The organism is Streptomyces beigongshangae (assembly GCF_019710745.1).
GTDB classification, from domain to species: domain Bacteria; phylum Actinomycetota; class Actinomycetes; order Streptomycetales; family Streptomycetaceae; genus Streptomyces; species Streptomyces beigongshangae.
The window spans coordinates 26,045-39,367 of record NZ_JAHKJW010000067.1; the positions used below are offsets into that span (position 1 = coordinate 26,045).

A 13,323-nucleotide genomic window follows, 5' to 3' on the forward strand; every position below is an offset into this window, starting at 1 on the left:
CGCATCGGAGACCCTCATGGACCAGTTCGCCCTGGACGCCGTGGAGCGCATCACGACGGCGCCCCGAGAGACCTACCGCAGCTTCACCGTCGATCCGCTGACACCGCTCCTCGGCGCGGAGGTGTCCGGCCTCGACCTCTCCGGGGAACTGACTCCGGTCCAGCGTGAGGAGGTGAGGACCGCCTTCCTGACGCACCACGTCCTCGTCTTCCGCGACCAGGACCTCAGCCCCGACGACCACAAGCGGTTCGCCGGTCTCTTCGGCCCGCTGCACCCGGTGGCCCTGCCCGAGGACGGGTCGGACCCCTACATCCTGGAGATCCGTGCGGACAAGGACTCCCGCGCCGTCGCCGGCAACGGCTGGCACGCCGACGGGACCGCCGACGCCGAGCCCTCCCTCGGCTCGATGCTCCACATCACCGAGATCCCGGAGATCGGCAGCGGCGGTGACACGCTCTTCGCCAACATGCACCTCGCCTACGAGATGCTGTCCCCGGCGATGAGGACGTTCCTGGACGGACTGACCGCCGTGCACGACGGCGCGCGGCCCTGGCTCGCGCAGGGGCAGCTGCCCCCGGCCGACTACGACGTGCCGCGCAACGAGCACCCGGTCGTGGTGCGCCACCCCGACACCGGACGCAAGCTCCTGTTCGTCAACGGCCCGTACACCTCGCGGATCACGCAGCTGTCCGCCGCCGAGAGCACGGCCGTCCTCACCATGCTGTACGACCACATCGCCCGCACGAACCTGCTGCACTGCCGGGTCCGGTGGCAGGCGAACACCCTGGTCCTCTGGGACAACCGCTGTGTGCAGCACCACGCCACCTGGGACTACTTCCCGCACGCGCGCTACGGGCGGCGCATCGCCATCGACGGGACCCGGCCCCTGGCGTGACCGCGGCGGGCGCGCCACACGGTGCGCGGGTCCGCCGCCAGGCGGACGGCCGCGTCGACCATCGTGTCCGGCGCCGCGCACGACACCGGCCCCCCGTACCGCACCCGCAGCTCCCGGCCGTTCGTCCCCACGGACCCGGCGTCGTACGGCAGGTCCAGTCGTCGTAGCTCCCGGCGACGGCGTATCCGTACGGCCGGCCGTCGGCGGACCCCGCATCCGCCGGGGCGGCGCGACGGGAAGACCGGTCGGGAGCGCACAACGCGCAACGCCCAACACGAAGCACGAAACACGAAACACGAAGCACAGGGCATGAAGCACCACGTCCGTCGAACGAGGGAGTACCCATGGCTGCCGCGCGCGGCGAACCGGATGTCCTGGTGGTCGGCGCAGGTCTCGCCGGTCTGGCCTGCGCCCGCGACCTGATCGACGCGGGCCTCGACGTCAAGGTCCTGGAGGCATCCGACGAGGTGGGCGGGCGCATGCGCACGGACCGCCACGAGGGCTTCCTCGTCGACCGCGGCTTCCAGGTCTTCAACACCGGCTATCCGCAGGTCCGCCGCAGGCTGCCGTTGCGCGAGCTGCGGCTGCGGCCCTTCACGCCGGGTGTCCTCCTGCACACCGACGACGGGCCGCTGCGCTTCAGCGATCCGACCCGCGCGTCCCGGGCCCCCCGTGGTCCGCGCGACCTGCGCGACCTGCGTCCCGGCCGCCTCGCGGGCGCCCGCGACCTCGTCGCGCTGGGCGTCCTGTCGGCCCGGGACACGCTCGCGCCCGTACGGCTGCTGAAGCGGGGCGAGGACCGCACCACCCGGACCGCGCTCGCGGCGGCGGGCTTCTCCGAGGAGTTCGTCGAACGCTTCTTCCGGCCCTTCCTCTCCGGCGTCTTCCTGGAGGACGAGCTGGAGACCTCGGCGCGTTTCTTCCACCTCGTCTGGCGCAGCATGGTGCGCGGCACGCTGTGCCTGCCGGGCGGGGGCGTCGGAGCGGTACCGCGGCTGCTCGCCGGCGCGCTTCCCGCGGCGACCGTGCGCCCCGGCACCCCGGTCGCCCGGCTCACGGACGACGGCGTCGAACTGGCCGCGGGAGACGAACTCCCGGCCCGCGCCGTCGTGGTGGCGACCGGCCCCGGTCCGGCCGCCCGGCTGCTGCCGGGGCTGGACGTGCCGCCGTACCGCGTGGTGACCACCTACTACCACGCCGCCCCGCGCTCCCCGCTCGCCGAACCCACCCTCCTCGCCGACACCCGCGGGCGCTTCCTGAACTCCTGCGTCCTGAGCGAGGTCGTCCCGGCGTACGCTCCCGAGGGCATGTCCCTGATCGCGACGTCCGTGCTCGGCGAGGACACGGAGGGCCGCGAGCGCGGGGTACGGACGGCGCTGGCCGAGGCGTACGGCGCGGACACCGGCGGCTGGGACCTGCTGACCGTACGCACCGTGCCCGACGCCCTGCCCGCCATGGTGCCCCCGCAGCCGCTCAGCCGTACGACCCGGGTCGCCCTCGGCCGGTACGTGTGCGGGGACCACCGGGCCACCGGGTCGGTGCAGGGCGCGCTGGCCTCGGGCGCACGCGCGGCCCGCGAGGTGCGGCGGGACCTGGGCAGGTAGGGCCAGCCCGCCCCGGGCGCCGGATCAGGCGCCGGACGACGGGCTGTCCAGGAGTTCCCGGAGCACGGACTCGGGGTCACGGAGCACCGAGTCGAGCAGTGCCTCGTCGTACCCCGCGTCGCCCAGCAGGGACCGGGCGGTCGACTCGTACCGCTCCCGTACCGGCCCGAGTTCCGGTGTGCCCCGCTGCGGATGGCCGACGGCGGCCCAGTAGTTCTCGCCCGCCCCGTACGCGGCGACCGCGTGCTCGCCCGCGCCCTGTGCGGCGAGCGCCGACGCGAGCAGGTCCAGACCGAGGGCGATGCCGAAGCTGTCGCCGATGAGGCGCTTGCCGTGGAGCATGGACACCGCGTGCCGGGTGGCGTCCTCGGCGCGGTCCTCGAACAGCGACAGCAGCGCCAGCTGGTAGTCGGCGTAGGAGCGCGTCCACCACTCGCCGTGCGCGACACAGCCGCGCCGCAGCTCGTCGGCCTCGCGGCGGGCCTCCTCGGACAGTCCTGCGCTTGTCATGGCGAAGACCCGTACCAGACGGCACAGCACGCGGCCCATGGAGGCGAAGGGGCCGCCCCGCGCCCTCTCCAGGACGCGGTCGACGACGGACCGGGCGGCCGCCGGCCGGCCGTCCAGCAGGTGGATCAGCCCCAGCAGATAGGCGGCGTGCAGCTCCCCTTCGGTCTCCTCCTGCGCCACGGCCTGCCGCTCGCACGCCAGGGCGAGCCGGTACGCCGCCTCGTGCTCGCCGCACAGGACGCGCGCGACGCCGAGCGCCCAGAGGGCCCGTGTCCGCACCGCTCCCGGTTCCTCCGTCAGCGCCAGGGCCTCCTCCAGGTAGCCCGTGGCCTCCGGCAGGTGCCCGCAGCAGCTCCAGAAGAAGCCCACCAGTCCGGCGAGTTCGAGCGCCTGCTGCGGCCGGGCGGCCAGGGAGTGGTCGAGCGCGGCGCACAGGTCGGCGTGGGCCGAGGAGACCCACCGGTACGCCTCGGTCTGCGCCGGCCCCAGCCAGTCCGTGTGGGCCCGCCGGGTGCGGCGCAGGAAGTACGCGGCGTGCCGCTCGGACAGCGCCGTGTCCTGGCCCAGCTCCGCCAGCCACATCCGGCCGTACTCGCGCAGGGTGTCGAGCATCTGGAGGCGGCCGTCGGCGCGGGACAGCACGGACTTGCGCTCCAGACCGGCGAGCGCGCGTTCGACGTCCGCCGTGCGGAGGACGTCGTCGGCGCAGACGGCGTGCACGGCGTCGGCGTCCACGGCGGCCCGGAACACCGAGAACCGGGCCCACAGCAGTCGTTCCGCGGGCTCGCACAGCTCGTGGCTCCAGCCGATCGTGGTCCGCAGCGTCCGGTGCCGGAAGTTGCCGGAGCCGAGACCGGGGCCGGAGCCTGCACCGGCACCGGCACCGGCACCGGGAGGTTCCGCGGCGAGGTCCAGGCGGGAGCGCAGGTCTCCTTCCACCTCTTCGAGCGTGCGGTGGACCAGCTGACCGGCCGCCAGTTCCAGCGCGAGCGGGAGGCCCTCCAGCCGCCGGCACAGGCGGGCGGCGAGCCAGAGGTCCTCCGGCCGCACCGGCCGGTTTCCCGTCGTGGCCGCGTGCCGGCAGAACAGTTCCACCGCGTCGGTCTCCGGCGGCAGGGGTTCCACGACCACCAGGTGCTCACCGTCCGTTCCCAGCGGCTCGCGGCTGGTCGCCAGCACGGTGACTCCCGGACAGGCGCCCAGCAGGCGGACCAGGAGAGCGCGGCAGGCCGCAGACAGGTGCTCGCACGAGTCCAGCACCAGCAGGACCTCCCTGTCCGCCAGCCAGGCGCACAGCGAGTCCACCGAGGTGGCCGTCGCGTGCTCGGCGAAGTCGAGGGCGTCGGCGACCGTGGCGAGCAGGAGGCGGTCGCCCGTCAGCGTCCACAGGTCGGCCCAGGCCGCGCCCCGGGTACCGGCGCGCGTCGCCCGCTCGGCCGCGTGCAGCGCGAGCCGGCTCTTGCCCACGCCTCCCACGCCGGTGAGGACGACCAGCCGGTGCCGGTCCAGGACCTCGGCGACATGCGCCAGTTCCCGGTGTCGTCCGACGAGGCCGTCGGGGGGCTCGGGGAGGTTTCGCAGCACGGTGACGGTCTCACGTCTCTCGTCGGTGTCGTCCGGACGGGGTGGTCCTGTGCACCCGCACGGGTCCCCCTGCGGGGAGGGGCCCGGCTCCGTGGCGCGGACGGCCCGGGGCCCGCCCGGCACCCCGGGTCCGTCCCCTCAGACGGCCGGAGCCTAGGCGGAGGCCGGGGCGGTGGCCGACGGCGGCGCTGTCATCGCCCACCGCACCGCCGAGGTCATGGCGGAGCCGAGCGGCCGTACGCACAGGTCCTCGACCACCCGCGCCCGGGGCAGCCGGAGCTCCGCGGCGGCCCAGCCGGGCAGCAGGGAGACCGCGTTCGCGGCGAGCACCCCGTACGGGAGGCGGGCGACGAGCGGGACCGGCGGATTCAGCAGCAGGAAGCGGGCCGCGTCGCGCGCCTGCGGGGTCGCCCGCAGCTCCGGGCGGTACGCGTCGAGCCGTTCGGCCAGCTCCGCCCGGTCGCGCGGCGGGTCGACGACGCCCAGCTCGGTGGCGACACGTGCCATGTCCGCGACGTACCCGTCGCACTCCGCGGCCGTCAGCGGCCGGTGCCCGTAGCGCTGGTGGGCACGCAGGAAGCTGTCGGCCTCCGCGACATGGACCCAGCCCAGCAGCCGCGGGTCGCCCGCCCGGTAGGCGGTCCCCTCAGGGGTCGTCCCGGACACCCGCTCGTGGACCGAGCGCACCCGCGCACAGGCCAGCCGGGCGCTCTCGGCGGTGCCGTACGTCGTCGTCGCCAGGAACGTGCTGGTGCGCTGGAGCCTGCCCCACGGGTCGCCCCGGAAGCCCGAGTGGGCGGCCACCGCGGCCATGGCGAGCGGATGGAGCGACTGCAGCAGCAGGGCGGACAGGCCGCCTATGAACATCGACGCGTCGCCGTGCACCCGGCGCACGGGGCGCTCCGGCCCGAACCAGCGCGGGCCCGGTGTCCCGTGGATGCGGGCCCGGTTGCGGGGACCGTCCGGTCCCGCCACCCGGGAGAAGAGCTCACCGCCGAGGCGTTCCCGCAGGCCGTCGACGCAGGGTGGTCCGGTCAGTCTCATCGGCGCGTGTCCTCCTGTCGGACGGTGGGCGGCGGGCGCACCGCACATACTGGATTCCGGGTCTGCGGGGTCTTCGGACGCAGTGAACGGCTGCCGTTCCCGCCTCTCTCCCCTCTCCCGCCTCTCCCGGTTCTCGCCCCTCTCCGGGTTCCCGGGTTCCCGGCTCCGTCCCGGCAGGACCCGCCGGCGGCGGGTTCAGGCCCGGTTCAGGGCCGCGGGGTCCTGCGGTCCGGACTCGCCGCCGAGCACCCTCGGGTCCGTGGGGCGGGCGACGTAGACGGGCTCGTCCGACTGGTAGAAGAGGTCGATGTCGGCCTCCTCGCCACCGACGATCAGCGTGTCCCACGCGCCGCTCTCCTGGAGCGTGCGCAGGGTCGACGGCGCGAGGGTGGCGAGATGCCCGCGCAGTTCCTCGTCGGAGGGCAGGCCGGGCAGCCGGGGAGCGAGCCGCGAGCGGATCTCACGCATGCGCGCGAGCAGCGCCTCCAGATCGGGCCGCTCGGCCCCGGAACCCGCGGCCAGAGCCGCAGCGGAAGCGGGAGCGGAGGCAGCAGCGGCAGCCGGGGACTGGGCCCGGGCCAGCGGCTGGTCCTGTTCCAGGCTGCGGGCGATGACGTCCTTGATCGCACGGGTGACACCGTGCTCGTCGGTGGTGACCATGGCGTTCCAGGCACGGCTCTTGTGCCGGTACTGCAGCATCGACATCGCGGCCTCGTGCCGGATGAAGTCGGCGTCGCGCAGCGGCCTGCCCCGCCAGCTGCGGCCGAGCGAGCGGGCGAGGGACACGGCGGAGGCCAGACCGCTGTTGAGGCCGCGCCCGGGCCAGAAGTGGATCGCGTTGGCGGCGTCGCCCAGCAGGAAGCCGTACGTTCCCGGGGTCGTCGCGGTGGAGCGGCTGAGCTGCGCCGTGAACCGGGGGCGCTGCACCATGTCGAGGCGGAAGGAGGTGATGGCGCTCAGGTCGTCCTCGGCCACACCGAAGAGCCTGAGTCCCTCCTGGATCCGCTTCCACAGGGGCGAGCCGCGCAGCAGGGCGGGCAGGAAGAGCGTGCCGTGCGTGGGACAGACGAACTCGTTGTCCTCGTGACGGCTCATGACGCAGGGGCGTGCGGCGATGCACTCCTCGAAGACCTGGCGGACGGGGTCGATGCCGACGACCGCCTCGGCCTCCTCGCGCGTGAGCCGCATGTTCAGGAATCCCTCGCCGCGCAGCGAGTTGAGCAGGAACCTGTTCTGCGACACGGTCAGCAGGACGCTCATCCCGTCCGTGAGGGGCGACTTGACCCGCAGTCCCAGCACCACGTCCTGGAGGTGCTCGCCGTCGAGGGAGTAGATGGAGGCGTCGGCCGCGCCGAAACGGTCCGCGTAGTACTCGCGGGTGCGGGACCGGCCGCCGTCACCGATCACCAGGACGTGCTCCTGCGCCAGCCGGCCCTCGTGCTCGGCGGCGTCGAAGCGCTTGGGCACGAGGCGGATGGCCGACTTGGTGTTGGCGAGTTCCAGCAGCCGGTCCTCGACGTAGGCGATCCGGATGTTGCGGGGAGGCCTGCCGTCGACGGAGTCCGGTCCCACGGGCCACATCTCGGAGAAGTGCGCCGGGTCCCGGAACAGCGCGGACTGCATCTCCTCGGTGAGCGCGAGGTACTGCCGGCTCTGGACGGTCACGACCTGCTGGCGGCGGACGTTCCCGTGGGTCTCGTCCTTCCAGGCCACCGTGGAGCCGGAGGCGATCCAGCGCCCCTCGTACACGGTGACGGCCACCCGCCCCGGCAGCGCGTCCTCCAGCATCAGGGCGAAGGCGAGGCCGACCGGGCCCCCGCCCGCGACCGTGACGCGCAGGGTGCCGGGGTTCGCCGCGACCGCGGGGCGTTCCAGATCGAACCGGGAGAGGTCCATGACCGTCTCCAGGGCCTCCTGCGTCTCGAACGCGAAGGTCTCGTCACCGATCCGTATGACGTCGCCGTGCTCCAGCACGTGCCGGGTGACGCGCCGCTCGTTGACGTACGTCCCGTTCCTGCTGTCGCGGTCGTGGAGGACGAACGCGCCGTCCTCCACGACGATCTCGGCATGCAGACGGGAGGCGCTGGTGCTGACGATGATCACATCGTTGTCGCTCTTGCGCCCGAACCGCAGGGACGTGGCGGTGCCCAGCACCACGCTCTGACCGCTGAAGGGACCCGTACGTCCCACGATGACCGACGACACTCCATACTCCTTGCAGACGTGCCCGGGTGCCGGGACGGGACCGCGCCACGCGGTCACCCGGGCACCGGGGCGGACTTGACCAGCACAAACAGGGGCCGGGACGGGTGCGCGCCGCCCCGGCCGTCACTCGCACGTCAGCGTGAACGGCACGGTGTCGGAGATCGTCTGCCGCGACGACTTGATCTCCACTCCCATGGCGCCGGCCAGCGTCCCCGCCTGCGCGTACGTCGTCACACGGATCGTCTGCCGGTGGGTGCGGGGACCGCCCTCCGAGAACGACAGCGTCCGCCAGGTCCGGTCCACCACCTCGCCCTCGGCCGACACCCACCGGTAGGTGAACCGCACGGGCAGCTCCGTCACCTCGAAGGTGGCGGTGAAGGCGGGTGCCTGCTCCTGCGGCGGCGGGCAGCTTCCCGAGTACGTCGTGTTCGTCCCCTCGACCGACACCGTCACCGGCGGCTGCGCCTGCCCCTGCCCTTGCTCCTGTTGCGAGGGGGAGGCGGTGTTCGCCGCGCTCGGGGCCGGGTCCTTGGCGTCCGCCCGGCCCTCGTCCCCGTTCCTCGTCAGGGCGTACCCCAGCCCGCCCAGCAGCAGGACGGACACGGTCGCCAGCGCCACCAGCAGATATCCCGTGCGCCGGCCCCGGTCCGGCGGGACCGGCGGGACGGGCGGGACGGGCGCGGGCGCCGTCGGCGTGCCGCCGGTGGGCGCGTCGACCGTGACGTCCGTCGCCTCCGTCGCGGTGTCCGCGGAGGAGGAAGCCACCACGGGACGTACGTCGCCGGTTCGCGCGGAGACGGCCGCCGTCGGTGCGGTGCCGGTCTGCGTGATGCCAGTGGTCTCCGTGGCAACCGTGGTGTCCGTGGTGTCCGTGGTGTCCGTGGTGTCCGTGGACGGAGCCTGTGCTGCGGGGTGCGCCCGCCCGGTGGGCGCGTCGACCGTGACGTCCGTCGCGGTGTCCGCGGAGGGGAACGGCGCCGGAGTGCCGGTCCGTGCCGTGGCGGTGACGGCTGCCGTCGGACCGGCGCCCGTCGCCGTGGAGTCGGCGTCGGGCTCGGCTCCGGCGGCCACCAGCCGCAGGTCCCGTGCCGTCCGTTCGGCGGAGGCCCGCTCTGCGGGGTCCTTGCGCAGGAGGCCGTCGATGACGGAGGCCAGCGGACCGGCACGGTCCGGGAAGGGCGGTTCCTCGTCGACGACGGCACGCAGGGTGCCGAGGGCGCTGTCCTGCCGGAAGGGCGAGCGGCCCTGGACGGCGGCGTGGAGCAGGACGCCGAGGGACCACAGGTCCGTCGCGGGACCGAGCGGGCGGCCCAGCGCCTGTTCCGGCGCGAGGTATTCGGGGGAGCCGACGACCTCGCCGGTCATGGTGAGGGCGGTGTCGCCCTGCACCATGGCGATGCCGAAGTCGGTGAGGATCACCCTGTCGTCGTCGGCGAGCAGGACGTTGGCGGGCTTCACGTCGCGGTGCAGCACATCGGCGTCGTGTGCGGCGCGCAGCGCGACGAGGACCTCGGCGCCGATCCGCGCGGCCTCCCGCGGCGTCAACGCCCCCTGTGCCCTCAGCAGTTCGGCGAGCGACCGGCCGCGGACGAGCTCCATCACGATCCAGGGGCGGCCGCCGTCGGTGACGACGTCGTGCACGGTGATCACGTTGCGGGCGGTGATCCGGGCCGCGGCCCACGCCTCCCGCTCCAGCCGGGTGTACATGCGCTGGATCTTCTCGGCGGACATCCCGGAGGGGGCGCGCACCTCCTTGATGGCGACCTCTCGGCGCAGCACCTCGTCGCGGGCGCGCCAGACGGTTCCCATGCCGCCTTCCCCGAGGGTGGACAGCAGCCGGTAGCGATCGGCGACCAGCCGCTCGGGGCCCGCGTCCGGGGGCACTGTGTCCTGGTGGTGCATCGGGGTGGTTCTCCCTCGTCCTCCAGGCACGGACAGGGACGCCCGGACGTCCTGCGTCCGTTCGGCACGTCCCGCCGGCCTGGTGCTCTCGTCGCATGCAGTGGTGTCCGGCGGCAGCGCGTCACTGTGCCGGGGCGCACACGGTCCTCCACCGCGAAGGTGTTCACCCGTTGCTGTCAACTACACGTCAGGGAAGGGCCGTTCGGTTGCCGCAGTCTATCCCTCAGGTCGCCCCCATTTGGACAACAACAGTCGCTACTTGTCCATATCCGACCCATATCGTCGCCCGGTGTACACGTTGACACGTGTGAGTCCGAGTGCGGGCCGCCCAGGGCGGGTGGAGGAGCTGCGGGACGAGAACGCGCAGCTCCGGGAAGCAGCGCGTTCGCACGCCGTGGTGGACCGGGCGACAGGTGTCGTGATCGTCCCGGGACGGCTGACGCCCGAGCAGGGCCGGCAGACGCTCAGGGAGGTCTCGCAACCGACCGCCCGCGACCCCCGTGGGCACCCTCCGCCGCGGCGCCCCCGAACCCGGTCGACGTCGGGGCACCCCCGTCCCGTGGCCGACGGGACGACCATCTGCGGAACGTCCCTCGTCAGGACGGATGAACCGCCCCGGCGAGGCCATCGGCCGCACACTCGTCCGACGCGGTGCCGGTCGCAACCGCACGACGCCTCCGCACGAGGGCTCGACGGCGGGTGCCCGACGGCGGGTGAACAAGGGCTGCCGCTGTCCTGAAGCGGCCGCGCGACCCGCTGACGGGTCGTACGCTGGCCGTGATATCGGTTCGGACTTCTCGTTCTCGTCTGCCGAGCACCCATCCGTGGCTGTCTCGGACGGTGGGGCCGGGACGGACGCTGACGAGCCGTCCCTGTTCGACAGGTGACCGGCATGACTTCGCCCCGGGACTGCGCCCGTATGCTGCACGCTCTGTTGCGGGCCAGTCATCTGTCCGCCTTCGAGGAGCTGCCGGGGATCGTCATGCGGCACGCGGAGGAGGCAGGACTGCACGGGGTGCGTGTCTACGTGGCCGACATCCAGGAGCTGGTGCTGCGGGAGGTGACCGGACGGGGTCAGGACGCCGGGGCCGGCGGACAGGAGCTGCGGGTCGACGCGACACTGCCCGGCCGGGTCTTCCGCAGTGCGCAGTCCCACTCCGTGCCCGTCGACGGCCGCGTACAGCACTGGCTGCCCATCCTGGACGGCACCGAGCGCCTGGGCGCCCTGCGGGTCGAGACCGGGCACGAGCCGGACGGGGCGACACGGGCGGCGATGGAGGATCTGGCGTCGCTGATGGGCCTGTTCCTGGTCTCCAAGCGCCATCACAGCGACTCGTACGCCCGCCTCACCCGGGTGCGGCCGATGTCGGTGGCCGCGGAGATGCAGTGGACGCTGATGCCGCCGCGCGCGTTCGCCAACAGCAGGGTGACCATCGCCGCGGCGATGGAACCGGCCTACGCCACCGCCGGCGACGCCTACGACTACGCGCTGGCCGGCGACACGGCCCACCTGGCGGTCTTCGACGCCATGGGCCACGACACCTCGGCGGGGCTGACCGCCAATCTCGCCATGTCCACCTGCCGCAACCAGCGGCGCCAGGGCAACGGTCTCCTGGGCATCCGCGAGGTCATCGAGGCCAACCTCCTGGAGCAGTTCGCCCGGTCCCGCTACGCGAGCGCGGTCCTGGCCGACCTCGATCTGGAATCGGGGATGCTGACCTGGCTCAACTGCGGCCACCACCTCCCCGTCCTGATCCGGGGCCGGCGCTGGACCACGCACCTGGGCTGCCCCCCGACCCATCCGATGGGGACGGACCTGGGCCTTCCCGCCAGCCTGTGCCGCGAACAGCTGGAGCCGGGCGACCAGCTGCTGATGTACACCGACGGCATCGTCGAGGCGCGCGACGCCAGGGGGCACGAGTTCGGCCGCGACCGCTTCGTCGACTTCGTCATCCGGCACCAGGCCGACGGCCTGGCCGCCCCCGAGACGCTCCGCAGGCTCGTCCGGGCCGTGCTGGAGCACCACGACGGGCATCTGAACGACGACGCCACCGTACTGCTGTGCGAATGGCATGGCGGCGCCAGGACCGCCCCCTCCCTGCTGGAGGAGGGCGTGTCCGGGGCGAAGTCGCCGGTCGGCACGGGGTGACGCCGGACGGACCGGGTCGCCGGGGGCGTCACCGAGGCCTCCGGTGCCGTTCGCGGAGTACCGCGACGGCCGTGGCGACGGGAGAGGCACCGTCGCGGACACGGGACCACCCCCTTCCGGCCGGTCCGGGACCGGCACGGCGCCGTCCGGCCCGGAGTGGGCGCACGCGACCGGGGTACTCGGCCTCCCCGCGAGGAGGCCGGGCGAGCAAGGAGGCGGGAGCGGAGTGGCAGAACGCTTGATCAGGTCCGTGGGCGCGGGCGGCGCGCCGCCCGCCGACGCTCCCGCCGCCGGCCGGCGGCAGGGGAGGCTGTCGCGGTCCTGGCCGATCGACGCCGTCGAGGCCGGTTTCCGTCTGCTGGCCCGTCTGCGCCGCGCTCCCGCCCTGCATCCGAGCGGGTTGACCTGCACGGCCGCGCTGGAGGTCGTGGACGACGGGGGCGCACGCTGGGGCGTGCCGTGGCTGGACATGCCCGGACGGTACGCCGCCACGGTCCGCCTCTCCCGGGCGGCGGGGCTGCCCGCCCGGCTGCCCGACGGACTGGGGCTGGCCGTGCGCGTGGAGGAGGCGGCCGGTCCCGGCCGGCCCCTCGACCTCCTCCTCACGAGCAGCGGCCGGGGCCGGGTGGGCCGCCGTCTGCCGCGAGCGCGGGCGAACGCGCTCGGCGGCCCGTACTCCTCCCTCCTCGGGTACCGGATCGACGGGGGCCACCGCCTGCTGGCGGCCTTCCCCCGTCCGGCCCTGCGCGGGCCGGTCCGCGGCGACCTGCCGAGTGTGCGCGAGGCACTGGCGGCCGAGCCGATCGTCTTCGACCTGTGCGCCGAGACCGCCGACCGGACGTGGCGTCCGTTCGCGGTACTGACGGTGGGCACTCCCCTGCCCGTACCGCAGGAGCAGAGCCTGGACTTCGACGTGTACGTGCACAGCGCCCCCGGGTTCCGTCCGGGCAGTGCGCTGGCCGCGACGCGCCGTGCGGCCTACCGGGGCTCGCGCGCGGGCCGCCGCGAGGGCCGGGCCGGCTGACCCCTCCGTTCCGGCGCCGTCAGCACCTCCTCACCTCTTCGCGCGAGGCGCGTTCGTTCATGAGAGGGGCGACGGGCGTCCGTTACCCGTTCGGTCCCGGACCGGCAGGCATGGTTTCCGCCCAGCTGGTTACGCACTGCCCGACGCCACGGGCGGCAGGGCGGGGGAACCGTCGTGCCGCCCGGCTCCACCGTTCGCGCGACACCGCCGATTTGAGGGAACCTGATGACTGTTGAGGCAACACCGGAGACGCTGGTCCCGGTCGAGGGGCGGCGCGGCAGGGGCCGGATGGTGATCTCCTGGCTGACGACGACCGACCACAAGAAGATCGGGCATCTGTACCTGATCACGTCCTTCGCGTTCTTCCTCGTCGGCGGGGCACTGGCGATGGCGATCCGCGCGGAAC

Annotated in this window: 9 protein-coding genes and 1 pseudogene; 6 read left to right on the forward strand and 4 right to left on the reverse strand. The window is 73.8% G+C overall.

Translation table 11 applies throughout. From position 1 onward, the window contains the following. Positions 1 to 16 precede the first annotated feature (16 nt). Positions 17 to 895, forward strand: coding sequence for a TauD/TfdA dioxygenase family protein (locus KM933_RS33355; RefSeq protein ID WP_221359439.1), 879 nt, complete (start codon positions 17 to 19; stop codon positions 893 to 895). Positions 896 to 1,239: 344 nt separating this feature from the next. Further along, positions 1,240 to 2,499 (forward strand): NAD(P)/FAD-dependent oxidoreductase, encoded by a 1,260-nt coding sequence (locus KM933_RS33360; RefSeq protein WP_221359441.1) that lies wholly within the window; start codon positions 1,240 to 1,242, stop codon positions 2,497 to 2,499. Between the two features lie 24 nt (positions 2,500 to 2,523). On the opposite strand, the gene KM933_RS33365 is transcribed toward KM933_RS33360, so the two are convergent. The 4 genes from KM933_RS33365 to KM933_RS33380 all read right to left on the reverse strand — a co-directional run bounded on the left by KM933_RS33365 (position 2,524) and on the right by KM933_RS33380 (position 9,744). After that, positions 2,524 to 4,593 (reverse strand): ATP-binding protein, encoded by a 2,070-nt coding sequence (locus tag KM933_RS33365; protein WP_308013624.1) that lies wholly within the window; start codon positions 4,591 to 4,593, stop codon positions 2,524 to 2,526. A gap of 153 nt (positions 4,594 to 4,746) precedes the next feature. Then, a complete protein-coding gene (locus KM933_RS33370; protein WP_221359443.1) occupies positions 4,747 to 5,637 on the reverse strand; it encodes an oxygenase MpaB family protein in 891 nt (296 codons plus the stop codon). A 195-nt stretch (positions 5,638 to 5,832) separates the two neighbouring features. Further along, positions 5,833 to 7,842 carry an FHA domain-containing protein gene (locus KM933_RS33375; RefSeq protein WP_221359445.1) on the reverse strand — a complete coding sequence of 670 codons (2,010 nt, stop codon included), beginning with the start codon at positions 7,840 to 7,842 and terminating at the stop codon, positions 5,833 to 5,835. 123 nt (positions 7,843 to 7,965) lie between these two features. Next, the gene (locus tag KM933_RS33380) at positions 7,966 to 9,744 is read right to left on the reverse strand and encodes a serine/threonine-protein kinase (protein ID WP_221359447.1); all 1,779 of its coding nucleotides are present in this window, start codon (positions 9,742 to 9,744) and stop codon (positions 7,966 to 7,968) included. 337 nt (positions 9,745 to 10,081) lie between these two features. Here KM933_RS33380 and KM933_RS33385 point away from each other — a divergent pair, with 337 nt between their 5' ends. From KM933_RS33385 to KM933_RS33400, 4 genes and pseudogenes are all read left to right on the forward strand, one after another. Continuing rightward, the gene (locus KM933_RS33385) at positions 10,082 to 10,483 is read left to right on the forward strand and encodes an ANTAR domain-containing protein (protein WP_308013627.1); all 402 of its coding nucleotides are present in this window, start codon (positions 10,082 to 10,084) and stop codon (positions 10,481 to 10,483) included. A 153-nt stretch (positions 10,484 to 10,636) separates the two neighbouring features. Further along, positions 10,637 to 11,893: a PP2C family protein-serine/threonine phosphatase gene (locus KM933_RS33390; protein WP_260334527.1), complete on the forward strand. Its 1,257-nt coding sequence runs from the start codon at positions 10,637 to 10,639 to the stop codon at positions 11,891 to 11,893. A gap of 226 nt (positions 11,894 to 12,119) precedes the next feature. Next, positions 12,120 to 12,917 carry a phosphodiesterase gene (locus KM933_RS33395; RefSeq protein ID WP_308013625.1) on the forward strand — a complete coding sequence of 266 codons (798 nt, stop codon included), beginning with the start codon at positions 12,120 to 12,122 and terminating at the stop codon, positions 12,915 to 12,917. A gap of 225 nt (positions 12,918 to 13,142) precedes the next feature. Then, positions 13,143 to 13,323: pseudogene (locus KM933_RS33400) on the forward strand (aa3-type cytochrome oxidase subunit I); the annotation flags it as partial.